The 24701-nt window shown below is 44.4% G+C and carries 20 protein-coding genes and 1 pseudogene; 8 read left to right on the top strand and 13 right to left on the bottom strand.

Annotated elements, in window-relative coordinates; genetic code table 11:
* Positions 1-9: 9 nt before the first annotated feature.
* Positions 10-1470 (bottom strand): TolC family protein, encoded by a 1461-nt coding sequence (locus ACE38W_RS21780; protein WP_375834666.1) that lies wholly within the window; start codon positions 1468-1470, stop codon positions 10-12.
* A gap of 318 nt (positions 1471-1788) precedes the next feature.
* On the opposite strand from ACE38W_RS21780, the gene ACE38W_RS21775 reads away from it, so the two are divergent.
* The 8 genes from ACE38W_RS21775 to ACE38W_RS21740 all read left to right on the top strand — a co-directional run bounded on the left by ACE38W_RS21775 (position 1789) and on the right by ACE38W_RS21740 (position 6231).
* The gene (locus tag ACE38W_RS21775) at positions 1789-2325 is read left to right on the top strand and encodes a YceI family protein (protein ID WP_375834664.1); all 537 of its coding nucleotides are present in this window, start codon (positions 1789-1791) and stop codon (positions 2323-2325) included.
* Between the two features lie 53 nt (positions 2326-2378).
* On the top strand, positions 2379-3311 hold the full coding sequence (locus tag ACE38W_RS21770) for a ring-cleaving dioxygenase (RefSeq protein WP_375834661.1): 933 nt from the start codon (positions 2379-2381) through the stop codon (positions 3309-3311).
* Between the two features lie 2 nt (positions 3312-3313).
* A complete protein-coding gene (locus ACE38W_RS21765; RefSeq protein ID WP_375834659.1) occupies positions 3314-3946 on the top strand; it encodes an alpha/beta hydrolase in 633 nt (210 codons plus the stop codon).
* A 6-nt stretch (positions 3947-3952) separates the two neighbouring features.
* Entirely contained in the window at positions 3953-4390 is a 438-nt protein-coding gene (locus ACE38W_RS21760; RefSeq protein ID WP_375834656.1) for an OsmC family protein, read from the top strand.
* A gap of 16 nt (positions 4391-4406) precedes the next feature.
* Positions 4407-4862 carry a (4Fe-4S)-binding protein gene (locus tag ACE38W_RS21755; protein ID WP_375834653.1) on the top strand — a complete coding sequence of 152 codons (456 nt, stop codon included), beginning with the start codon at positions 4407-4409 and terminating at the stop codon, positions 4860-4862.
* Between the two features lie 10 nt (positions 4863-4872).
* Complete coding sequence (locus ACE38W_RS21750; protein WP_375834651.1) at positions 4873-5148, top strand: GNAT family N-acetyltransferase; 276 nt, start codon at positions 4873-4875, stop codon at positions 5146-5148.
* Positions 5149-5240: 92 nt separating this feature from the next.
* The gene (locus ACE38W_RS21745) at positions 5241-5816 is read left to right on the top strand and encodes a YeeE/YedE family protein (RefSeq protein WP_375834648.1); all 576 of its coding nucleotides are present in this window, start codon (positions 5241-5243) and stop codon (positions 5814-5816) included.
* A 4-nt stretch (positions 5817-5820) separates the two neighbouring features.
* A complete protein-coding gene (locus tag ACE38W_RS21740; protein WP_375834645.1) occupies positions 5821-6231 on the top strand; it encodes a DUF6691 family protein in 411 nt (136 codons plus the stop codon).
* Between the two features lie 131 nt (positions 6232-6362).
* On the opposite strand, the gene ACE38W_RS21735 is transcribed toward ACE38W_RS21740, so the two are convergent.
* From ACE38W_RS21735 to ACE38W_RS21680, 12 genes and pseudogenes are all read right to left on the bottom strand, one after another.
* Entirely contained in the window at positions 6363-6926 is a 564-nt protein-coding gene (locus tag ACE38W_RS21735; RefSeq protein WP_375834643.1) for a DUF4142 domain-containing protein, read from the bottom strand.
* Positions 6927-7156: 230 nt separating this feature from the next.
* Positions 7157-8284, bottom strand: coding sequence for a hypothetical protein (locus tag ACE38W_RS21730; protein ID WP_375834640.1), 1128 nt, complete (start codon positions 8282-8284; stop codon positions 7157-7159).
* A 55-nt stretch (positions 8285-8339) separates the two neighbouring features.
* Positions 8340-9482 (bottom strand): SPFH domain-containing protein, encoded by a 1143-nt coding sequence (locus ACE38W_RS21725; RefSeq protein ID WP_375834638.1) that lies wholly within the window; start codon positions 9480-9482, stop codon positions 8340-8342.
* A gap of 78 nt (positions 9483-9560) precedes the next feature.
* Positions 9561-11651 carry a copper-translocating P-type ATPase gene (locus tag ACE38W_RS21720; protein ID WP_375834635.1) on the bottom strand — a complete coding sequence of 697 codons (2091 nt, stop codon included), beginning with the start codon at positions 11649-11651 and terminating at the stop codon, positions 9561-9563.
* Between the two features lie 62 nt (positions 11652-11713).
* Positions 11714-12568 (bottom strand): alpha/beta hydrolase, encoded by an 855-nt coding sequence (locus ACE38W_RS21715; protein WP_375834633.1) that lies wholly within the window; start codon positions 12566-12568, stop codon positions 11714-11716.
* A 17-nt stretch (positions 12569-12585) separates the two neighbouring features.
* Positions 12586-13341 carry a GDSL-type esterase/lipase family protein gene (locus ACE38W_RS21710; RefSeq protein ID WP_375834630.1) on the bottom strand — a complete coding sequence of 252 codons (756 nt, stop codon included), beginning with the start codon at positions 13339-13341 and terminating at the stop codon, positions 12586-12588.
* A gap of 100 nt (positions 13342-13441) precedes the next feature.
* Positions 13442-14526 (bottom strand): annotated as a pseudogene (locus ACE38W_RS21705) (acyl-CoA dehydrogenase family protein).
* Between the two features lie 301 nt (positions 14527-14827).
* Positions 14828-16360 (bottom strand): hypothetical protein, encoded by a 1533-nt coding sequence (locus ACE38W_RS21700; RefSeq protein WP_375834627.1) that lies wholly within the window; start codon positions 16358-16360, stop codon positions 14828-14830.
* Positions 16361-16491: 131 nt separating this feature from the next.
* Complete coding sequence (locus ACE38W_RS21695) at positions 16492-18861, bottom strand: ABC transporter permease (protein WP_375834624.1); 2370 nt, start codon at positions 18859-18861, stop codon at positions 16492-16494.
* A 220-nt stretch (positions 18862-19081) separates the two neighbouring features.
* A complete protein-coding gene (locus ACE38W_RS21690) occupies positions 19082-20542 on the bottom strand; it encodes a hypothetical protein (RefSeq protein WP_375834621.1) in 1461 nt (486 codons plus the stop codon).
* A gap of 132 nt (positions 20543-20674) precedes the next feature.
* Entirely contained in the window at positions 20675-22156 is a 1482-nt protein-coding gene (locus ACE38W_RS21685; RefSeq protein ID WP_375834619.1) for a hypothetical protein, read from the bottom strand.
* A gap of 117 nt (positions 22157-22273) precedes the next feature.
* A complete protein-coding gene (locus ACE38W_RS21680; protein WP_375834617.1) occupies positions 22274-24685 on the bottom strand; it encodes a glycoside hydrolase family 3 N-terminal domain-containing protein in 2412 nt (803 codons plus the stop codon).
* Positions 24686-24701: the final 16 nt, after the last annotated feature.

The raw sequence follows: 24701 nt of genomic DNA, 5'->3' as shown, positions 1-24701 counted from the left end.
AGATTACGTTTATTTCGTTCCATCAATGTAAACAGCAAATTCCTCAGGGGTTCCGAGGACATTCCAGTACTCGGCCATAGCTAGGTAATAACCCAGTACAGCGGTATAATAGGTTTTCTCCATTTCCTCTTCTAGCAGCAATGCATCATTGACATCCTTTACAGACGACAATTCATTTTGCATACGATCGGTGATCAGCGTAGTGGTAAGCCGGGATTGCTGCCGCGCGGAGTCGAGGCTAGCCACTGTATTGCGTAGGGCAGTCATTTTATTTCTGGCTATTGCTAGGCGAAGCTCCAGGCTTGACTTGGTATTTTCGGCGGCGAGCTTGGCTTCTTCAACCAGTTGCTGACTAGCGCGGGTACGCTTTACACGGGAGAAACCATCGAAGATATTCCATTGCATTTCTACACCTATCAGCCATGGTGGCACTGTCACAGGGAGATCTTTCTGGTAAAGGTTTACATTGCCAATGGCAAAGATATTGGGCATCGACAGAGATCTGGTGGCTTTGACCGCCACTTGCGCCTGTGCCTGGGTATTTTCTACCAACCGGTAGGTGGCGTTATTTTCCAGATCCAGGGTTGTATCCTTGCTAAGGTTATAATCGTTGTAACGGAGTGTATCCGTAATCGTTATAGGGGTTTCCAGTGGTTGCCCGAGTAGTTTATTCAGTTCCAGCAGAGCATTTTGTTTGTCCAGCTCCAGGTTGGCATACCTATTAGTAGCCTGGATATAAGCCACACGCGCCCAGTTGAGCAGGTAAGGCGGTAATATCTGGTTATCTTTCAGAGAGGTGGCGTAGTCCCTGTTTTTCCGGAATGCGTCTACTATCACAGTCTCATGAGCCATGATGGTATTGAGGTAAAGTATGCGTAGGTATTGTGCGCTGATACCGAAGCTAAGTTCTTTTTCTACCAGTTGCTGATTGAACTCACCAGCTTTAACGTTGGCTTGTGCGAGGTCCTGGGCTGCGCTTATCTTCCCACCCATATATATAGGTTGGCGAAGAAATAAGCCTGCCGTAAAGTAAGATTGCTTGGTGAGTTCGGGATTATAGTCCGGGTAAAAAGCGTTGATAATGGTTTTAGTAGCATCAGATATTTTGTCTTTGACCGGCTGTGGCAAATCCTGGCCTGTTACCTGATGATAGACCTCATTGGCGGTATTAGCGCTTTGTGCTGCAGAACCATTTACCACACCATCTTTTACCTGTTGAAGGTTTATTTTCAATGGTTTGCCAAGATAGTTGTAACCAGCCAGCAGATCAACTTTAGGGTAGTATGCACGATTATTCGCCTCGAGTGTATACTGTCTGGCTTTGAGAGAGTGTTGCGCTTGCTGCACTACTACGTTACCCTGTTTGGCAATCCGGTAACAGTCCTTCAACGTCAGTTCTCGCCCATTTTCCTGGGCAGAGGCGGCAACAGTGCAGATGAGTGGGAAAAAGATGACCGGTATTTGTTTCATACGTATTTTTTTCAGAACAGCGGCGCCTGTTGGATAGACTCCCGACAGATAAACAATTATTCATGGATAATGTTTGTATTATTCGAAAAAAGTTGAAGATTAGATAGATAAGTATCTGACATGTATATTATTCTTTATCTTTAAAGAGGTACATTTTGTGCATGATTAACTTTAAAAAGTCCATTTCCGGGCAAGAGTTAAATCAAGACCTTTGGTACATAAACGGATGAACAATAAAACTCCGGGCTTGTTTAGCTAAAGGATACATCTCTGTAATAAAAAAGTTATATTTAATTTATCATAAAACCACTTTCACTCATGGCAAAAACAACTTGGGTATCAGATGCAGATCACAGCGAACTGGGTTTCAAAATCAGACACCTGATGATCACGAATATCAGCGGGAAATTCAATTCATTTACCGTAGATGCAGAAACAGAAGATGAAGATTTCATGACCGCTAAAGTGAATGTATCGGTAGATGTGGATTCTGTCAGCACAGGTAATGAACAGCGTGACGGCCACTTACGTTCTCCTGACTTTTTTGATGTAGACAAGTATCGTTATATCAAATTCACTGCTACTAAATATGAGAACGTAGATCATGACGGTTCTTATAATCTTTATGGAGATCTGACTATCCGGGACGTAACAAAAAATATTAAGCTGGCCGTTGAATTCGGAGGCGTCGTTAAAGATCCATGGGGCAATACCAAAGCAGGTTTTACTGTTCACGGAAAAATCAGCCGCAAGGATTTCGGACTTACCTGGAATGCCTTAACAGAAGCTGGTGGCGCTGTTGCTGGCGACGAAGTCAAAATTCAATGCGAAGTACAGATGCTGAAAAAACAATAGCATAACCGTGGTCCCGCCCAACACGCGGGACCTTTTAATTAAAAACAGGAACTATGGGTAAAATAGAAGGAATACATCACGTAACGGCGATCTCAGGAAATGCGAAGAAGAACTACGATTTTTATACCAGAGTAATGGGACTGAGGTTTGTTAAAAAAACAGTCAATTTTGACGATCCTAATACCTACCATTTCTATTATGGAGATGAGAAAGGCACACCAGGTACCATCCTGACATTCTTCCCCTGGGAAGACATTATGACTGGCAGACGAGGCACGCATATGGCCACAGAAATTGGTTACAGCGTTCCCGAAGGCAGTCTTGAATTCTGGCTGAAAAGGCTGGACAAAGAAAATATCATCTACAACAAACCATCCTCCAAATTCGGAGATGTATATCTTACTTTTCTGGACAGAGATGGTTTGAAAATAGAATTGACTGTACCGGAAACAAATGACGAAAGGACACCGTGGGTAACCGCAGAAATCGGCGAAGATGTGGCTACCAGAGGGTTTCATCATGTAACCCTTACATTGGAAGATATTCAGCCAACAGCAGACTTACTGGTATCTGTATTTGGATATGAGCTGGCAAAGAATCATACGAATCGTTATCGCTTTCAGGGCCCTAACGGAGAAAAAGGAGGTTATATTGACCTGGTAGAAGCCAAAGGCGAACAACGCGGGCATGTTGCCGGTGGCAGTGTTCATCACGTAGCATTTCGTGTAAAAGATGATGCCACACAGCTGGAACTCAGGCAGATCCTGGAAGACAGAGGCCTGCACGTTACCGCACAATTAGACAGAAAATATTTCAGATCAGTATATTTCCGTGAACCAGGAGGCGTATTATTTGAACTGGCCACAGACCAGCCAGGTTTCACGGTAGACGAGCCGGTGGCAGAATTGGGTACTCACCTGATGTTACCGGAGCAATTTGAAGCGCAGCGCAGCGAAATAGAAAGTAGATTAATAAAGCTGGACTAAACATGGATTTTAAACCATTACAATATATCTGGCAACCAGCTGATAACAGTAACGGGTATACGTTGCTGTTATTACACGGCACCGGTGGCGATGAAACAGATTTGCTGCCATTAGGCGAGCGTATCGGCAAGCAGTATAACCTGCTGGGATTACGTGGTAATACTCAGGAGCACGGCATGCCGCGATTTTTCAAACGATTAGGCATGGGTGTTTTTGATGAAGAAGACGTTCATTTCAGAACACATGAGATGGTGCATTTTCTGAAAGAATTATCGCTGGAAAAAGGATTTGATGCAGATAAACTGATTGCAGTGGGTTATTCCAATGGTGCAAATATTGCGGGCGCTATATTAATGCTGTACCCTGAATTGCTTGCTGGCGCTGCATTATTCCGACCTATGCAACCTTTGCATGGTATAGAGGATCCCTTTGAAACGGAGAAGGCCCAACCTGTATTTATGAGTACAGGCATGCAGGATAACACGGTAGTACCTGCAGCTACTAATGCGTATGCCTCCTTGCTGGAAGCAAATGGCTTTAACGTTAGTTTGCATGAACTGGAAACAGGTCACAATCTCACACAGCAAGATATTACGCTGGCCAGCAAATGGCTGGGAGATTCATTTAAAAGCTGAATATGAATGCTGATAAGGAAGCAGCAGGAAAATATATATATGGAAGATAATATTGTAAGAGTATCAATTGGCAATATCCCATACCAGGTATCTGTGGATGCAAGATCACATCGCTGGCTGGCAGATGAGCCTGAAAATGTAGGTGGCGGTGATACCGGCCCCCAACCTGGAGAGCTGTTGCTCAGCAGTCTTGGCGCTTGCACGGCCATTACCGTAAAAATGTATGCAGCCAGAAAAGGTTGGCCGCTGGAAGATGTTGAAGTAGAATTGAACTTCAACAAGGACCTGAAGCCAAATCCTACTACCACTGTGATAGAACGTAATATTACCCTGAAAGGCGATCTGGATGAAGAGCAACGCAAAAGGCTGATGCAGATAGCGGATCAATGCCCGATTCACAAAGTACTTTCTAATCCTATTCAGATCATTACCAAAGCAGATTAAAAGGAGGAAAAATATCATGAAAGACATCACCAAGAAATACACGAACGGGGAGGTGACTATTGTATGGAAACCTAACGTTTGTGTGCACTCTGAAGTATGCTTCCACGGGCTTCCGGAAGTATTCAACCCACAGTCCAAGCCTTGGATCAATGCAGAAGGCGCTACTACACAGCGTATCATTGATCAGGTTAAAAGATGTCCTTCAGGCGCCCTGACCTATTACCTGAATGCAGACGCACAGGCTGAAGGTGGCATCGCACCTGAGATCACTGCTGAAAGCATAGTAGAACCACTGCCAAACGGGCCGCTACTAGTATACGGTAACATTGTCGTGAAAGATGCCGAAGGTAATGAAACGCGTAAAAACAAAGTGACTGCATTTTGCAGATGCGGCGCCTCCAGTAATAAACCATACTGCGATGGCACCCATGCTAAAATCCAGTTTACCGATCAACCACCTGCAACCACCTAACTAATTATATATGGAACTAACAATTACTAAAAACGAAGAGAAACATCGTTTTGAAACTACTGTAGAAGGACATATCGGATTTATCCAATACGTGGAATCTCCTGGCGTTATTGCTTATGTACATACAGAAGTACCACCAGAACTGGAAGGCAGAGGCATTGCCGCCCAACTGGCGAAATATGTACTCGATTATGCGCGCGAGCATCACCTGAGAGTGAAGCCATTGTGTCCTTACGTGCATGCCTATATGAAAAGGCATCCGGAATACAACGACCTTTTGCACTAACAGGTTACAACTTTTTAATAAAAAGAGATTGCATGAAGAATGCAATCTCTTTTTATTTATGCCACAGGAATTTATTAATTTAAAAGAAAAAAATGATTTTCCTGCACCTTCTGAATCAACCATGGCATTGGCTGCCCGCGGGATTTTTAATAGGGCTTACCGTCCCTCTCCTGCTGTTGCTGGGCAATAAGCCTTTCGGTATATCCTCTTCCTTACGACATATCTGTGCTGCCTGCTTCCCCGCAGGTATTTCTTTTTTCCGGTACGACTGGAAACAGCAAGCCTGGAATCTCTTTTTTGTGGCTGGTATAGCCATTGGCGGATTTATTGGCGGCGTATTACTGAAAGATCCGCATGCAGTGGAAGTAGCTGCCGCTACACAGCAACGCCTGGCCGGCTATGGCTTGCATGATTACAGCAACCTGCTTCCTGCTGAGATATTTAACTGGAGTAATGTACTCACCCTGAAAGGTCTGGTATTCTTTGTTGTGGGCGGACTATTAGTAGGATTTGGTACTCGCTATGCTGGAGGATGTACATCAGGGCACTCTATAATGGGCATATCCAATTTGCAGTGGCCATCCATGGTAGCTACCATGTGCTTTATGGCTGGTGGTTTCCTCTGCTCCAATGTTATTCTTCCATGGATCTTCTCAAATATTATCTAACTACATGAAAAATATTAAATACCTGTTTGCAGGCATATACTTCGGGATTGTATTGGTGAAATCGCAAGTGATCAGCTGGTTTCGAATACAGGAGATGTTTCAGCTGACTTCCTTTCATATGTATGGCGTTATTGGCACCGCTATTTTTACCGGCATCATTTCCATACAAATCATCAAACGCTACAACATCAAAACTTTCGGAGGTGATCCCATCGTGATTGCCCCTAAACAATTTGATAAGGGTCAGATATTTGGCGGGCTAATCTTTGGATTGGGATGGGCTATTACAGGCGCATGCCCAGGCCCTTTGTTTGCACAGATAGGCAGCGGGTTTACCGTTGTAGTTATCACATTGCTTAGTGCTATTGCAGGCACCTGGCTTTATGGCCTATTAGAAAAGAAACTGCCGCATTAAAAAAGAATCCCCGGACCTTCATGCAAGCTCCGGGGATTTGCTATTTAGGATATGGTGTGCAGTTCCACACTAAACAACAGGGTCATTCACAGGACACAAAATAACGTTTATCCATTGTCGTTAGCAAGGCATTATTTCAAAGCAGCTTTGATGGCTTTGGCAGAATCCTGATGCACTTTCAAAGTAGCGAGCGTATTGTTAGCAAACGCTTTAATATCAGTGTTGGTAAGGTTTTGTGAAGCCTCTTCAAATGCTTTCACGTCCATATCGTGATCCTCCACCATCATCATAATATATTCCTTATCGAAATCTTTTCCTGATTTTTTTGCCAGTTCATCCAGATGTTTTTGTTCCTCCGGATTAATTGATGCAGGCAGCGTAACATTCAATGTAGCAGCCAGCGACTTCAGCTCGTCGTTGATTTTGGTATGGTCATTTACCATCATGGTACCAAAAGCTTTTACGCGAGGATTAGTGGCTTTTTCCTGAGCCAGCTTACCCATGGCTACTTCTGACATTCCACCGTTTGCAGCTTCCACCGCAAATTTGGAGGACTTTTCATCCACTGGCTTTACGGTCTCATTAATTTTCTGGGCGCTGTCTGTTTCTGCTTTTTTCGAGTTATTTCCGCCACATGATTGGAGAAGGCCAAATAGCAGACATACTGTAGCTGTAATGAATAGGTTCCTTTTCATAGCCTGGTATTTTTTTGTTCAGTTATTTAACTTCTAATTCAGGTATAACGACAGACAAAAAAGATACCCTATCTGTACTTTTCATATAAACCCTTTACTGTAGCATATTTCATAAGATAAAAACATGCACAGGCATATGTTGATTACGTAGATTATATTCTACGTAACGCGTATAAAAAAAGGATGTGACAACAGGTAGTGTCACATCCTTTTTTATATTTTAAAAGAGATTAGTGTTTTTGACCAGCCATTTGCCAGATAAGAACAATGATCAGGATAATAGAGACGATTAGTCCCACTATTTTGACCCAACTGTAAGGGCGATCACCAGTAACCTCGCCTGTGCAGGCATTTACGACGAAATGATACACCTTGTCATTGTACTTATAAGCGCTGATCCAAACGGGCAGCAGCAGGTACTTTATTGCAAGGTTATTATAGGTTACGTTGTAGTTATCGATGATCTGTTCATCACCACCGATATCGTCTCTGATATCATCGCGGATGATTGGGTCCATACGATCTTTAGCTACGCGCAAGCCGTTTTCAGCGTTGGTTTGGTAGATTTCAGCTCTGAAACCGCTGAGATAGCGGCCATCATAACCTTTCAGCAGTTCCAGTTTCCAGGGTTCCAGGATCACGGCCATTTTTTGTGGCAGAGAAGGGCTGGCAGAAACGAGTACATCACGGAATTGGTTATCTACGTGGCCGGAGGCGTGATACCAGGCGGTATGACGTACTTGCCTTGTGCGTGTTTCTTCGCGGCCGTTGACCGTTTCTGTGTAGGTTTCAGTAGTGTAGTAATATTCACCACGTTGACCGGAGTAAACAGTATCGGTATCTGTGTCGTAGCTCCAGTGCGGGATATAAACGCCTTTGAGTTGCTGGCTGGAACCATCTTTTACTTTTTTCACGAGGTCGGAAGGTGCAAACCAAAGTTTGCTCATCCAGGTACGGAAGTATTGTAAAGCTTCGCTGTCTTTTACGATAAAGGGCAGCACATAATGCGGCTGCAACATGGTCGTCGTTTGCGCATGATCTATCACTAGTGGCGATGCGCAGAACGGGCAGGAATCTGCTGTAACGTTGGGCAGTAGTGTTGTAGATGCACCACAGTTGGTACATTTTACTATTACTGCACTTGCAGTGGCGCTGGTATGAGCTGCTTCTGCTGCGAGGAAATCCTCGTAATCAAAAGAATGGATCTCAAGAGGCGCATCTTCCTCGGTGATGGTATTTACGGTACCGCAATATTCACATTTCAGTGTATTGGTGCCTGGAGCGTAGTGCAAGATAGCACCACAGTTCTGGCATTTGAGCGAGTTGACCGTTTCGCTTGTTTTTTCCTCAAATGACATAGGGAAAATTGTATAATTAAATTGGCCGCTACCCTATGGGTAACGGCCTTATAACTTATGGTAATGGTGGAGGAACGGTAGCCAGTACAGGAGCTAGTTCAGGAACGGTGCCTGCTGCTGCCCATGCGGCCATACCAGCTTTCCATACGAGTGTGTTTGCGTTAAAACTGCCTGCTGCTGCCATCTGACGGAGCTGGTCCAGTTCAAACGGGCCTGCCTGTTTACCATCGATGGCAACGTGGAAGGCTACTGCAGCTGGTAATGGCGGAGGGACTGCACCCGCTGGTGTTTGGGCGCCCGGGGTGCCGCTAGCACCAGTTTGCGGGTTAAATTGGTTAGGCTGGAAAACGTTGCCTACCTGACCCATCATAGCCGCACCCATGCCGAGGCCAAGGCCTGCGCCTGCGAGACCGCCGCTACCTGGATTTTCAGCAGATTTCTCCATTGCATTAGCTGCCTGGAATTGTGCATATGCACCGAGGTTACCTACGATACCCATGCTACTGCGTTTATCCAATGCCTGTTCTACTTCAGGTGGCAATGAAATATTTTCGATCAGGAATTTAGTAAGGTCGAGACCTAACTCGTTAAACTCCGGACGGATTTTTTCGGTAATGACAGCTGAAACTTCATCATATTTAGCCGCGAGGTCCAGCACTGGAATATGTTGCTCTGCAATGGCATCCATACCGCGGGCAACGGCAAGGTTACGCAGTTGTTCGTTGATACCATCCACTGTGAATTCAGGGTTGGTAGCAGCAACTTCTTTCAGGAACATGCCAGCGTCTTTTACGCGGAAAGCGTAGCTACCAAAGGCACGGATACGTAGCGGGCCGAATTCAGCATCACGCAGCATAATTGGGTTTTTGGTACCCCATTTCTGATTGGTGAACTGGCGCATACTTACGAAAAATACATCCGCTTTATATGGGCTGTTGAAGCCGTATTTCCAACCTTGCAGTGTAGCGAGGATAGGAAGGTTTTGTGTGTTAAGGGTGTACATACCAGCAGGGAAAACATCTGCAATCTTACCTTCATTCATGAACACTGCTACCTGCGATTCACGTACAGTAAGTTTTGCGTTTTGTTTGATCTCGTTCTGGTAACGGGGGAATTTCCAAACAATCGTATCGGCAGACGTGTCTGTCCACTCGATAATGTCAATAAATTCATTCCTCAGTTTATCAAATAATCCCATGTTGACAGGTTTTAAAATACTTGTTAATTGTCTGCCAAATTTATAGAATTATTTATTTGAAATCTCTTTAATGATATGTTATAATTTCAGCAATTTTGCATTGATAGCAACAATGACAGTGCTAACCGTCATTAGCACTGCACCTACGGCCGGACTAAGAATTATCCCCCAGGGTGCTAAAATGCCTGCTGCCAGTGGCATAGTTATCAGGTTATAGCCAGTAGCCCATACCAGGTTCTGTATCATTTTACGATAGGTAGCTTTTCCAAAACGTACAAGACTCACAATATCAGCTGGATTACTGTTTACCAGCACTATACCTGCTGTTTCTGCAGCGATATCAGATCCTGAGCCAACAGCGATCCCGATGTCTGCCTGGGCCAATGCTGGCGCATCATTGATGCCGTCGCCGGTCATCGCTACATAGCGTCCTTCTTGTTGTAGTTGTTTGATTGCATCAAGTTTCTGATGCGGTAATACTTCTGCTATCACTCTGTCAATATGCACTTGTTTACCTACAGCATCTGCAACTTTATGATTATCACCTGTCAGTAATACGGTGGTGATCTTTTCTTCTTTTAACTGTTGTACCGCAGTAGCTGATTCCGGGCGAATTTCGTCAGACAGGATCAGGTATCCGGCAGATTGATTGTTGATGATAACATAAGATAAAGTACCGGTATCATCTGTCTCGACCTTCGGTAGTTTATAATTTTCGCGTGCATAAGCAGGAGATGAAATTAATATAGTATCAGCTCCAACCCTTGCCTGTATACCTTTTCCGGCAAGTGCCTGCACATCGGTTGCAGCAGGAATCTGTAGCTTTAGTTCCTGCGCTTTTGCGATAATACCTGTAGCGATAGGATGCTCTGACTGTTGTTCTGCGGCAGCCGCTAATGCAAGTATTTGTTCCTTACTACGGTCAGGCATAAACGATTCCATTTTAGAAACCTCGAATTTGCCTACTGTGAGTGTACCTGTTTTGTCAAATACCAGGGTATCTATTTTGCGTGCATTTTCAAAAGCTGTTCTGTTTTTTATCAGTAGTCCATGCTTGGCTGCAATGGTGGTAGATCGTGCTACTACCAATGGGATGGCCAATCCAAGGGCATGCGGACAACAGATCACGATTACCGTTACCATACGTTCCATGGCAAAGGAAATAGTGCTACCTGTCAGCCACCATACAAAAAAGGTGATCAAACCTGCGGCGATTGCGAGTATAGTCAGCCATCGCGCTGCTTTGTCCGCCAGTAGCTGAGTTCCTGATTTCGCCTGTTGTGCGTCATTCACCAGTTTGATTACCTGAGAGAGGTAAGAGTCTGCGCTGCCATGTGTTACCGTTACCTGCAAGGCGCCATGTCCGTTGATGGATCCAGCGATCACCTTGTCCCCTGTTTTCTTTTCTACGGGCTTGGATTCACCTGTGAGCATCGCTTCATTGATATAACTGCTACCTTCCTTAATAGTGCCATCTGCTGCAATCTTTTCACCAGGTTTGATAACGATTACATTACCGGGTAGGAGACTATCCGTTTTGACATCACGTTGATTACCGTTTTCCAAAAGATGCGCTTCCGCAGGCATCAGTTTCACCAGTAACTCCAGTTCTTTCCCTGCACCAGCCACCGCACTCATTTCTATCCAATGACCCAGCAACATAATTAGTATCAGCGTTGCCAGTTCCCAGAAAAAGTCCATCCCTTGAAGACCGAACAATGTAGCAACACTATACACAAATGCCACGGTGATGGCAAAACCTATGAGGGTCATCATGCCAGGGTTCTTTGCCTTTAATTCTTCTACCAGGCCTTTCAGAAATGGCCACCCGCCGTAAAAGTAGACGATGGTAGAAAGACCGAACAGAATATATTTATCTCCCGGAAAACTCAATTGTATACCTAACCAATGCTGGATCATTTTTGACAACAACATAATAGGTAATGTGAGCACCAGCACGATGTAAAAGCGTTTTTTAAAATCATTGATCATAGCTGAATGATCATGACCTCCATGCGCGCTATGGTCCATTCCATCATGCATACCATGATCGTTCGGCTGCTGCATGTGATGATCATGCTGTGCGTGATGTTCATGATTTCCTTCCGGCATTTGATGTTGATGACTATTGTTTTCAGGTTCCATGCTATGGTCGTGTGTATGCTCCATTATATAGGTTTTGATTAGTTATACAATGCGATGCTGAAATTGTTGTATGTAAAAAGGCAACACTAATGTGTTGCCTTCAATATCTGTTCCAGCCAATTTTGAGCCAGGCCCGGCCATGCATCCGCAGCGGGATTTCCCGGCCTGAGTCCATAACCATGGCCTCCTTTATTGTAGAAATGTAATTCTACGGGCGCCTGAGCATCTCTCATGGCCCCTGTCATGACCAGCGCACTGTATCCGTATTTATCATCTGCGGTAGCAAATAAAAACATGGGTGGAGTGGCTGCATTTACCTTTAATTCCGGTGTCAGCGTTCTGTTTTCGCCTTCATCCAGGTATGCCGGATAGATGAGCATTGCATATGCTGGCTTTGCGCTCAGCTTATCTGCGGCGTCTATGGCGCTATAGGTCTGTTTTTCATACAACGTTGATGCGCGTGCGCTCAGGCTTCCACCTGCCGAAAAACCGATGAGTCCTACCTTTTCAGGATTTATCTGCCATTCTGTTGCGCGGGATTTTACAATTCTGATGGCACGCTGTACATCCTGGAGTGCGCCTTCTCTCTTTTGAGGAACGCGGTAATGCAATACGAATGCGGTATAGCCCAGTTTATTGAGCCACTTGGCGATTTCGATACCTTCCAGGTCTATGGCCAGTATATTGTAGCCACCTCCAGGACAAACGATTACTGCAGCATCTTTACGGCCTTCTAACGGCGCCGGATAAACGGAAATAAAAGGATCTGTGACGGCAGCAATGCGATGCACATTACGGCTGCTATCAGCAGACATTTCCAGTGGCTTCTTCACCGTTTCACCAGGTGCTATGCCGGGCCATAAGGGTATTTGCTTTACTTGTTGTGCCATTGCATTAAAACCATATCCCGCCAACATGCAAAGGAGGATTAATTTTTTCATAATTGTCAGAATGAGTATTATTTAACGCAATCCAGCCAAGCCTGGGCCATCAGACGGGCTCCGGCAACGGTTGGGTGTACACCATCTCCTGTCCAATAGGCTGCAGGAGCAGATTGTATGGCTTTATCAAAGATGGCCTGGTAAGGAATATAGATCGCTTTGTATTTAGTGGCTATTTCCTTAGCGGCGGCCTGGTATTCTTTAAATGTAGGAAACCAGGAGTCATCTACAGCCTTCACACCTTTGATAGCGAAAGGTTCTCCGATGATCAGCTGTACATCAGGCAGCTGCTGCTTTGTACGGTCCAGGAGTTTCTCAAAATCGTCGTGGTAAACTTTAGAAGTCCCATTGTATTTACCGCTGAGGGTATGCCAATAGTCGTTTACGCCAATCAGGATGCTCAGCACATCTGGTTTGAGGGCCAGGCAATCCGCATCCCAGCGTTCTGCCAGTTGATAAACTTTATTACCGCTGATGCCTCTGTTGAAGGTTTTCAGGTTTTTGTCGGCATGCTGCCACAGCATTTCTGAGGCGGCCAGGAAGGCGTATCCGCCACCGAGGGCACTGCTGTTGTTAGGGTCCGGATTATCTTTTTTGCGGCCTACATCAGTGATGGAATCACCCTGAAAGAGGATAGTATAATCTTTCTTCAGTTGGATTTTAGGCGATTTCCCTGCGGGGGCTGCAGCGGCAACGATTTCTGGTAAACTAAGCGCAGCAAGGCTTCCAAGAGAGACATTACGTAAAAAATTACGACGGTTTGTGTTATTCATAACGAAGGTCATTTATTTAGCAACAGCTAAAACTATAAAAAACCGTTGATAATTTTTCTAATATCTCTGCGCCAAAACGTGCAATTATATAACACAGGAATTACACGAATGCGCTCAGTCCAGTAATCGCACGGCCAACAATCAGAGAATTTATTTCTTTGGTGCCCTCATAGGAATAAATCCCTTCTGCGTCGGCTACAAAGCGGGCCACGTTGTATTCCAGGAGAATCCCATTGCCCCCATTACTTCTCTCGCTCGACTAACGATATCGCGGGTACGTAGTGTACAGAAGACTTTTGCCAGAGAGGCATGTTCATCTTTGAGGCGGCCTTCATCCTGGAGTTCAGAGAGGCGGAATGCCATGGTTTGCATGGCGGTGAGGTTAGATAACATTTCCACCAGGTGACTTTGTATCAGTTGAAATCCGGCGATAGGTTTTCCAAACTGTTCTCGTTTCATGGTGTATGCCAGCGCATTTTCGTATGCACCTCGGGCACATCCTACAGCTTCCCAGGCCACGCTGGCCCTGGTCATGCGCAATACATGCGAAGTATCTTTGAAGCTATCCGCATGGGCCAGTCTATCGCTTTCTGCAATGTGGCAGTCTTTCAGCGTGATGAGGCCATTTTGCACTATGCGCAGCGACATCTTATCCTGTATTTTCTCCACAGAGAAGCCTGGGGTGCCTTTACGCAGGAGGAAACCTTTTACCTGGTTGTCGTCCAGGTCTCTGGCCCAGATAACGATGACGTCTGCAAAGGTGGCGTTGCCTATCCATTTTTTCTGACCATTGAGCACCCAGGTATCACCTGTTCGTTTAGCCGTAGTGGTGAGTCCGCCGGCAGTGCCACTGCCCACTTCAGGTTCTGTGAGCCCAAAGGCGCCGATGAGGTTAAGCTGTTGCATGCCGGGCAGCCATTCATCTTTCTGGGCTTCGGAGCCCAACATATAGATGGAACGCATGGCCAATCCCGTTTGTACACCGAAGAAAGTAGCTATGCTGGCATCTACACGCGCCATTTCCATCGCTAAGATGCCTTCCATTAAGAAGGAACGATTTGGACAGCCATAACCTTCGAAGGTGATGCCAGTAATATTTAATTCTCTGAATTTGGGTATGATTTCAAAGGGGAATTCAGCTTTGAGCCAATATTCATTTACCAGTGGCTGGATTTCTTTTTCCATAAAGGCACGGACCTTCAGTTGCAGGTCTCTGTCTTCCTGCGAGAGCCGGGAGCCGATATCATAGAAATCACCGTTTATAGGAGGAACTTTCTTTTTAGAGCCACGGGCGCTAAGCATTTTCATTAGTCCGTTCAGCTGGGTTTCATCCATCTGGGAAACGGATTCCATAACTTTTGACAGGTCTACCTTTTCGGAGAGTTTTGACAGCATTTTAAAGTCAATGCTTTTAAACAAATGGTAGGCATTCCTGAGCTTTGAGAAAGTTCCAGACATAGCACATGGTTTTAGATGAATTTACGAATTATTTCACCTTAAATTTCCCCTGTGGTGTGACTTCTAAAACTTTGCCAGCAACTTTTAAAATTACGGTACCATTAAAATCCATTTTTTCACCCTGCGCAGAAATAGCATCGTCCTGGTCTTCAAACTGAGCTGGCATGGTACCCGCATAGATTGTTCTTTTCAGACCATTGTAGATGATAAATCGATCAGTAACATCCATATTTTCATTTCCCAGGAAAACTTCTGCCAGCACTTCATTATTTCTTTTGAAGATATGCAAACCTATCGCCACCGGCTTTTCGAAAGGAATCCAGGAAACGCCGTTGAAGTAATGTTCTTCATGTTCCTCTTCGCCGGCAAGGATTTCACGGAGGTTGGCCTTCAAAATTGAGGGATCATAAAAACGACTGGCGATTTCAAGATTATTACGCGTTTGGTCTAATTTGCCGTCACTATCCTGCTTCAAGGAGAGATCCCAGATATAACGCAGATCATCTGATAGATTAACTGTATAATAAACAGGCTCACCAATGGTTTCGGTAAGATGAATATTACCTACAGCATCAATGGTGGCGTTTTCTGCGGTGGTATAGTATGCTTCGGCTGCCTCTGTGCCCAACAACATGTGTCGGTCTGTTTCTTTGCCTTCTGGAGAATAAACTACCAGCTGATAACCAGGTTCTGTAATGCCTTCACCCTGTTCCATTTTACCTGTGGTATATAATAGCATTGGATTTTTCCCAGGTAACATTATTTTGCCGAAGTGATAAAACTGCAAGGTATCTGCCAGCATATAGCCTTCGAAGTTATAGTATGGCGTAAGCAGTGAAACGGGTTTCAGCAGACTATTATCGGGAGCAGTGGTTAGTGCAAGTGGTAGCTTCAACGTTGGGAACCTGTTCATGAAATCCTGGAAGCTGACGGTTTCCTGCGGTATATGTGTGATGTTACCATTCTTCTCAATTTTTATCAACTTCAGTTTACTTTTACTTTTTGGAGAAGATTCCCGATTGGTGTAATACACATACCATTGTGTTCTTAACTGAACGAGTGAATCACCATCAAACACTGGCTGCATTGAAGTATTAGAATGCTCGTTGCCATTCTCTTCTACAGCGTTTACTCCAATTTCTTCGCTGGCAATTGTTTTACCATTTTTATGAAATGTAGCCAGAAATACCTGGTACCTGTTTTTATTCATGTCGGTATAACATTTAAAAACAAGTGCAGTGATCGTATCTCTGTTAAATAATACCCCTGCCTGAATCTTCTGAAACTTATGACCGTTGGCGGATGGAATAAAAGCATTCGCCTGAACAGTTTTCAACTGATCATCATTGAATGGCATTGTCAGCAGCGGAAGTGAATCTATCATACCAGTGAACCCAGGAATGGTTTTGATCGTCACTTTCGCCGTATCAATATCTGAGTTATTGGTTCCGTTATTTTGGCATGCCAGTACTGTTACAGACATCAGTACTAATAAGGTTTTCGCCAGCGTTTTCATGGGCGTATGGGATGATTTGACGGGCAAGATAATAATTATCTGCATAAAGCGAAAAATTACCCCTATATCCTGGGGCTCAGTACAGCGAAACCAAGATACGATGGAAACCATATCCGGCTATCATCACCAGAAAATCATCTCCTTAAAATAACATTAAAATAATGCGTTCGTTGTTATCATTCACTTTTCAGACTAGTGATTGGATTTACTAACGCAGCCTTAATGCTTTGAAAGCTGATAGTTAGTGCAGCTATCGAAATGGCAATGATACCAGCAACAGCGAAAATCGCCCAGGACAAGGAAATGCGATAGCTGAAATTTTCCAGCCACTGCCCCATCGTATACCAAGCCAATGGTATAGCTATCAAAATTGCTACCAGCACAAGTTTCAGGAAGTCACCAGATAGCAACGCCACGATATTTGTCACAGAAGCGCCCATTACCTTGCGAACGCCAATTTCTTTGGTACGTTGTTCGGCAGTAAAGGCTGCCAGGCCGAATAAGCCTAGACAGGCAATAAAAATAGAGAGGCAGGCAAAGAGCGTTATGAGCTTCCCTACAATCATTTCACTATTATAGACCTTTTGAAAATCTGTATCCAGGAAAGAATAGTTGAAGGGATAACGTGGGTTCATTTTTTTACAGAGTGCCGCTACAGTGGCCAGGGCCTGTTTCGTTTGTCCGGTGGTGGTTTTAATAAGAATAAAATCAAATCCCCAGCTTTCATTCATGCGGATGATCAACGGACGAATAGGTTCATGCAGGGAATTAAAATGAAAATCCTTTACCAACCCGATGATAGTACCTGTCCGTTGTCCAAAGGCTAGTGGCTGCCCCACAGGATTGGCATATCCAAGGCGCTTTGCAGCCGCCTCATTGATGATGTAGTTAGCAGTATCGGCTCCGAATCCCGGCGAAAAATCGCGGCCTTCCAACACTTGAAGGTTCATGGTTTTTACAAAGTCGTAGCCTACCGCGGTATTACTAAATTGTATGGCCACATTTGTGTTTTGGCCCGTCCAGCGGACCGCATCCGTGGTGTTGCCATTTTCCAGAGGGCTGTTTTGCATATGCGTTACTGCAGTGATACTTCCCGATTGCAATAGCTCCTGTTTGAATGCCTGGAATTTGTCTCTGACAGCGCCTTCGCCTTGTATTACGATGAGATTTGTGCGGTCGTAGCCAAGATTTTTGGTCTGGATATACTTCAGTTGCTGGTATACCACGATGGTACCTGCGATCATCAACACCGATAATACGAACTGAAAAACCACCAGCATACGCCGGAAGCCCAGCGCCTGTGGGCCCGCTTTCATCAATCCTTTCAGCACAAGCAATGGTTTGACTGCCGACAGAAAAAAAGCAGGATAGCTACCTGATAAAACAGCAGTCAGCAACACGATGCAAGTAAACAACGCCCAGAAAGCGGGATTGGTGGCAGGGAATAATAATTGTTTCCCCGTTAGATCATTAAATACTGGTAATACCAACCATACCAGCGCCAACGCGATGATAGCGGATATTACTGTCATTAGCAATGCTTCGTTCATGAACTGCCAGACAAGTGCATGCCGTTGGGCACCTACAACTTTTCTGACACCCACCTCCTTGGCCCGTTTCACCGCCCTGGCAGTGGAGAGGTTCATGAAGTTAATGGCAGCAATGAGCAATAAAAAGGCAGCAACGATCACGAATAAACGAACATATTCAATTCTCCCTCCGATACGTTTACCATCAGCAAAATTGGAATAGAGGTAAACATCTGCTTCTGGCTGCAGAAATAAGGTGATGTTATAGGAAGCGCTTAAATCTTTATTTCTTCCTACCAGGAAATCCTTGAGTTTAGCATTTACTTTCTCTGGATCTGTATGAGGTTTTAGCAGAATGCGGGTGCCAGGGCCTGAATTTTCCCATTTATTCAACCAGGGCTCTTTTTTCAGGAGTACATCCCAATTACGCAGGAACTCATATTTATCCAGTGAATTGGCAGGCAGATCTTCGAATACAGCAGTTACTTTCAGGTCTTTATTATCGTCCAAACGAATAACCTGGCCCAGTGCCGCTGCAGGATCGTGGAAATATAAGGTTGCAAGTTTGCGTGAGATGGCGATATCAGCAGGACCCGCCAGTGCAACTGAGCTGTTACCCGCCAACAATGGGATATCGTAAATTTTAAACCAATCAGCACCTACGTAGCAGCCTGGGAAGCGTGCTACATTTTCGCCGGCGCTGAGTATATGTACACCATTTTGTAAGATGCCTGCTGCATATTCAATTTCAGGAATTTCTCTTTTTAATTCATCAGGAAGAATACCGGGCATATTCTCATCTGTAACAATTCTGCCATCAGCGGTTTTATGCTCCATTACCCGATACAGGCGGTTGAGGTGCGAAGAATGCTTGCCCATGTGACGTTCATCTTGTACCCACAACAGCAACAGCAGGCAAGAAGCCATACCGATAGCTAGCCCCAGGATATTAACTGCGGAAAATACTTTGTTACGCAGGAGGTTTCTGTAAGCAATCTTGAGATAATTACGCACCATGATTACCAGATTTTCCTGTTGTGGTCAATACTCATGCCATGCCTAAACAGGCTGTAGTACAGCAAATTAACAGGTTAGTCAGCAAAAAATCTGTTCGGCATCGAACTATCAGTGTCCGGTTTTGAACAACTATTATCTGAATTTAATGCTAATTTTTAAAATGATAAAAGGGCATCCTGGTGTAACCCTGGATACCCTTTTCCTAAATATCTAAATGTAATTATTTTGCTTCAGCTACCGCAGCTGCAATATCTGCGGTGTTCTTAGTTAGTTTACCGTCTGCGCCTACTGTAATGAATGCATCTTTCAATAATATTTTCACCTGACCATTCATTTTCATTTTGGTTGCTGGTGCAATGTATAGTTTATCCTGTTCAATTTTTACATGGAGGTCTGGTTGCTTACCAGGCGCCAGTTTGGACGCGAGCGTAATAGCATCTACAATTTTATAATGCTCATCCATTGTAAAGATTTCATACACATAATCAGACTTCTCAGTCCAGGTATGAAGGATGATATGCATGTTGACACCAGGATAATTCCCCAATTCAAAATAGGAATTTTCGATAGTATCAGCACGATCATTAGTTTTATAGGCACTGTCGCCCACAAAGTGTGTCAGGTCCATATCCAAGCCGGTAACAGTGAAAGATAAGGAGCCATCCTTTTCGAGTGCAATATCTTTATTCATAGTAGTATTAAAGGACCCAATACTTAATGAGTAGCCAATTTCGGTGCCATCAGATGCTTCTTCGATCATATGCATGGAGCCGGAAGAGTCTATTTTAAAATCTTTCCAGGAAGTATAATAGCCTTCCTCTCCTTCTCCGCCTGCTACCTGCATTCTGCCACCTTCTTTGCCATTAGCATCGAAAGTCACTAAATACAAACCATCTTCAATGGCCCCTTCATAATCTTCGCCGGTGAGTTCAGCCACTTTAATCAGATACATGCTATAATTGTTGCCTGGAATGGTAACTTTACCTACTTTTCGGAGTTTCGGAAAATCAAAACCCAGCAAGTTTTGCAGGTCATACCATCCATTATTCATATCAAACTGCGGATAGGCGTTAGATTTAGGTGTTTCCGGGAAGGAAGCAGGTAATTTAAGTGCTGGAAAGTTAGCGGTAAAAGCCTGGAAGGTTTCCGTTTTCTCGTTTATCCAGCTATGGTGGCCATCTTTCTGTATTAATAATCTCCTAATGGAAGATTTATTTTTTGCCACGTCATCGCCCACGTAGTATCGGCGTACTTCGATAACAGAATCTGAGCCTAATACTAATTTTCCATATAGGCTTATGCCATTCCTTGCTGAAACGATTGACAATAGATCAGTCTTCTGAATCAGCTTTCCCTGTTTAGTATAGGTGGCAAGAATATAGGTATCCGCTTCTTTCTCTGCCGTTTCACCATTGTATAACACAGGAATAAAATCGTTGGTAGTTGGAATACGGACAGCGTGGATCTGTTTGAAGCTAACAGAACTATCCATGAACATATACTGCGCAGTAATCGTATCCCAGATATATACATTAGCGGTAGGCACATGTAATAAAGTCAAGTTATTGACGAATCCGTCGAAGTTCTCCAGGGAAACAACATTGCCGGTTTCTTTCTTTTTGGCTGGCTTACAAGCCATAAAAAGTAGCAGCATAATAGCTGCATATTTACGTATAGGCATAATGGTAAGGTATAACACGCGTAAAGGTAAGGGAAGGAATGGAAATAAATAAACCTTGTATACTAAAAGTCAAAGCCTCTGGATTTATACCAGAGGCTTTAACTTTTAGTATACAAGATAAGATCGGCAATATTATTCAACCGCATTTGCAGCTGCCGTCGAATTATCGGCAGTTATTTTAGAAAGCTTACCATCTGCGGCCACCGTGTAGGCCTGATCTTTCAGCAAGATTTTCACTGATCCGGTGGCCTTCATTTTTCCAACGGCAGGCAGGTATAAATTTTTTCCATCAACATTTACATGCAGGTCGGGCTGCTTGCCTGACGGGAACTTAGCGGCAACAGTTGCGGCATCCAGGATTCTAAAGTCCTTGTCCATTGTTAGCAATTCGAAAGCGTAATCTTCTTTTAATCTCCAATAATGCAGAAATGCAAAAACATTTTCACCAGGGTAATTGGCAAGATAGCTATAACTATGAAAGTTAGTATCTGCCACGGGGCTATTGGACGCAATGCTATCAGCAGAAAAACCATTCAGGTCCATTTCAAAGTTGGTTGCATTAACAGCTAAACGGCCATTTTTCTGAACAGTTACTTCGGTACGTAAGCGTGTAACAAATGAATCAACACCGTCCATATATTGCAAAACAGGAGCATAACTCTTCTGCTTCATATGCATAACACCGTTAGCATCAACGGTGAAATCTTTCCAAGTGGTATAATAACCATCTTCCCCGCCGTCACCACCGGTGGCCAATATCCTGTCTATTTCCCTGCCATTGGCATCATATACGACGGCATAAATAGCATCATCAATGCGTCCTTCATTTTCCTCATTGGTTATTACATCTGTCACTCCTATCAGGTAAGTCGTATAAGTACTTCCTGGAATTGGGTACTTGCCAATTTTATAGAGTTTGGGGAAATCATAATCTAATAAGTCTTTCAGGTCATACCAGCCATTATCACGGCGAAACTGCTGTAAGCCTTTAACATTGGGCGTTTCAGGATAAGATAGTGGTAGTTTGAGTGTCGGGAAGTTAGCCGCAAATGCAGCGAAGGTTTCCTTATAATCTGGTTGCCATTGGTGATGACCATCTTTTTGTACCTGTAAATATCTGATAGCACTGGATTCATACTTTACTTCCTCAGGCGCTCTCATGTCTACTTTAAAAGTACGCACTTCAATCATATCGTTTGACTCGATGGCAATCTTTCCATCATTGCCATTTGTTCTATTGCTTGCATAGGTTTCAAAGACGGTGGTCTTCTGAATCAGTTTGCCCTCTTTGGTATAGGAGGCGAGTATGTAGATATCTTTCTCCGTTTCATCAGTAGTACCATTGTATAGGATTGCGATGAAATCACCAGGAGCTTGCAAACGTGCAGCATGGATTTCCTTAAATTTAACGGAGCTGTCGTTGTACATATACTGTGACATTAAGGAATCCCAAACTCTTACATAAGCAGTTGGCGTTTGTATTACATTCAGTTTATTGACAAATGAATCAAAGTTATCCAAAGAAATCACCTTACTGGTTTCTTTCTTTTTAGGAGTGGACTTACAGGCTGCGAATAGCAGCAATAAGAGGACGACATAGGTACGTATAGGCATAATAGTAAGGTATAACAAGACACAAAGGTAGTAGTAGAATTGTATAATTAAGATATGAAATAAAAATAAAAGCCCCCGGAAATAATTCCAGGGGCTGGTGTTTACAGGATATGATTATTACTCAATAATTGTTATTGCCTTTTTCAGTTTCAGGTCTTCGGAATTAGCGCCTATGGCTATTTCAAATTCACCTGGTTCCACTGTCCAGTTCATGTTTTTATCAAGCAATGCCAGATCGTCCGGATGCAGGGTGAAGTGCAGTGTTTTCTTTTCGCCTGGTTCCAGGGTTACACGATCAAAGCCGCGGAGCTGCCACACATAAGTAGTTACGCTGCTTACTTTGTCATGCATATAGAGTTGTACTACGTCGTCACCTTTTCGTTTACCCGTGTTCGTTACATCTACAGTAACCTGGATATCGCCTTGTTGGTGGCCTTGTTCAGGTGTCACCACCAGATTGCTGTATTCAAATGTTGTATAGCTTAGCCCATAGCCGAAAGGATACAGCGGACCATTCACACTCGTACGACCGTAACCGTTATTACCGCTGGAAGGCTGATCAGCATGGGATGCTGGTTTATAAGGAAAGTTTAGTTCCAGCTGACCGGTTGTTTTCGGGAAAGTAACTGTCAGTCGGCCACCAGGATTATAGTCACCAAACAGTACTTCTGCAACGGCTACTCCGCCAGAAGGGCCCGGGAACCAAGCTTCCAGGATTGCTGGTAGGTTTTGATTTTCCCAGTTGATCGTCAATGGTTGTCCGTTGATGAGTACTGCTACCACTGGTTTGCCGGTTGCATGCAACGCCTGCAGCAGTTGCAGCTGGCGTCCTGGCAAATCAAGGCTGGTACGGGAAAGGCTTTCACCAACACGTTTGTCATCTTCCCCTACTACTGCCACGATAACATCTGCATCTTTCGCTTTGGCAACAGCCTCGTTGATATCTTGCTGTTCTTCCAGGCTTAATGGCGTAGGAATAATTTCGGTGCCTGGCCATCCCGGATTTACCACATCACAACCTTTTGCGTAGGTTACTTCCAGGGATTTGCCTGCTTGTTGCTGGATGCCTTCCAGCACAGAAATTACCGGATTATGAGAAGGGCCATAACGGCTGTTGGCGTGACTTACAGCTGTAGCCATTGGCCCCGTTACCAATAATTTCTTAATGGCTTGTTTGTTGAGCGGTAAGGTATTGTTCTCGTTTTTAAGGAGTACCAGTGACTCTCGATTCAGTTGCAATGCGAAGGAATCATCTGCGGCAGTATGTACGCCTTTATCGGCTGCTTTCTCGTCTACATAAGGCTTATCGAAGAGGCCAAGGCGGAATTTCACACGCAATACATCAGCAACACGACTATCAATCGTTTTCATATTTACCTTTCCTTCCTTCACCAGCTCGCGGAGCGGGTTGATGAAATCTTCAGGAGGCGTGAAGTTGGTACGTACGTTGAGTCCAGCTTCCACTGTCTGGCGCACGGCTTCTTTATAGGTATCTGCAACATGGTGTTTGCTGAAAAGATATTCTACCGCATCACTATCCGACACCACATAACCATCGAAGCCAAATTTCTGACGCAATAGTTCTGTCAGGAAGAAATAGCTACCGGTAACAGGTTCGCCGTCCCAGTCGTTGTAGCTGCTCATAACGCCCATAGGCTTGGCTTCCTGGATAACCCGGCGGAATGGGTACAAGTATATCTGGTACATTTCCCTTGGCGCAACATGTGGGTCTGTGCGAGCATTTCCATCGCGGCCACCTTTAGGAATACTATATACCGCAAAGTGTTTCAGTGTGGAGGCTACGCCTTGCGACTGAATACCGATAGTCATTTGTTTGCCTAGTTCAGCGATGAGGAAAGGATCTTCGCCATAGCATTCTACCACGCGGCCCCAGCGAGGATCGCGTGCAGGGTCCAGGATGGGGGCATATACGTTCGTATAGCCTAGTAGTTTAGCTTCGCGGCCTGCAATTTCTCCCGCCTGATGTACCAGTTTGCGGTTCCAGGTGCTACCGATGGCGATAGGCGCTGGTAGCGGCGTAGCGCGATCATGGTTCAGGCCATGGATACCTTCTGTTGTAAAATCTACAGGGATACCCAGCCTTGTTTGCTCCACGAACCATTTCTGGATGGTATTGATGGCTGCCGCATGTTTATTAAAAGGAAAAGAGTAAGCTGATTGTGCTTTGCTATTGCCGGCAAGACTATTCAGTTCTTCATCGATATTGGCGATGCCGTCTTTCCATACTTTGTTTTTCCATTCCGGTGTTGGCATTTCATCTTTAAGCACGCGGCCATAACCATACAGGGTGGCCATCTGACAAGTTTTTTCGTCCAGCGTCATTTGTGAAAGGAGGTCTTTCACGCGCGCATCTACTGTCTGGGATGGATCTTCGAAGATATCCATCTTACCATTCTTGTTGAAATCAATCCAGCCATTCCGATAAATGGGCAGCTGACCTTTCTGAGCGGTGGCATATTGTACCGTCAGCATGGTTAGCAAGCCCGTTGCTGTAATCCTAAGCTTCATTTCCAATGTTTATTTA

It is taken from the genome of Chitinophaga sp. Hz27 (assembly GCF_042263525.1).
In the GTDB taxonomy this organism is placed as follows: domain Bacteria; phylum Bacteroidota; class Bacteroidia; order Chitinophagales; family Chitinophagaceae; genus Chitinophaga.
Note: the sequence above shows the minus strand (reverse complement) of the source record. Positions and strands in the feature narration are given on the sequence as shown.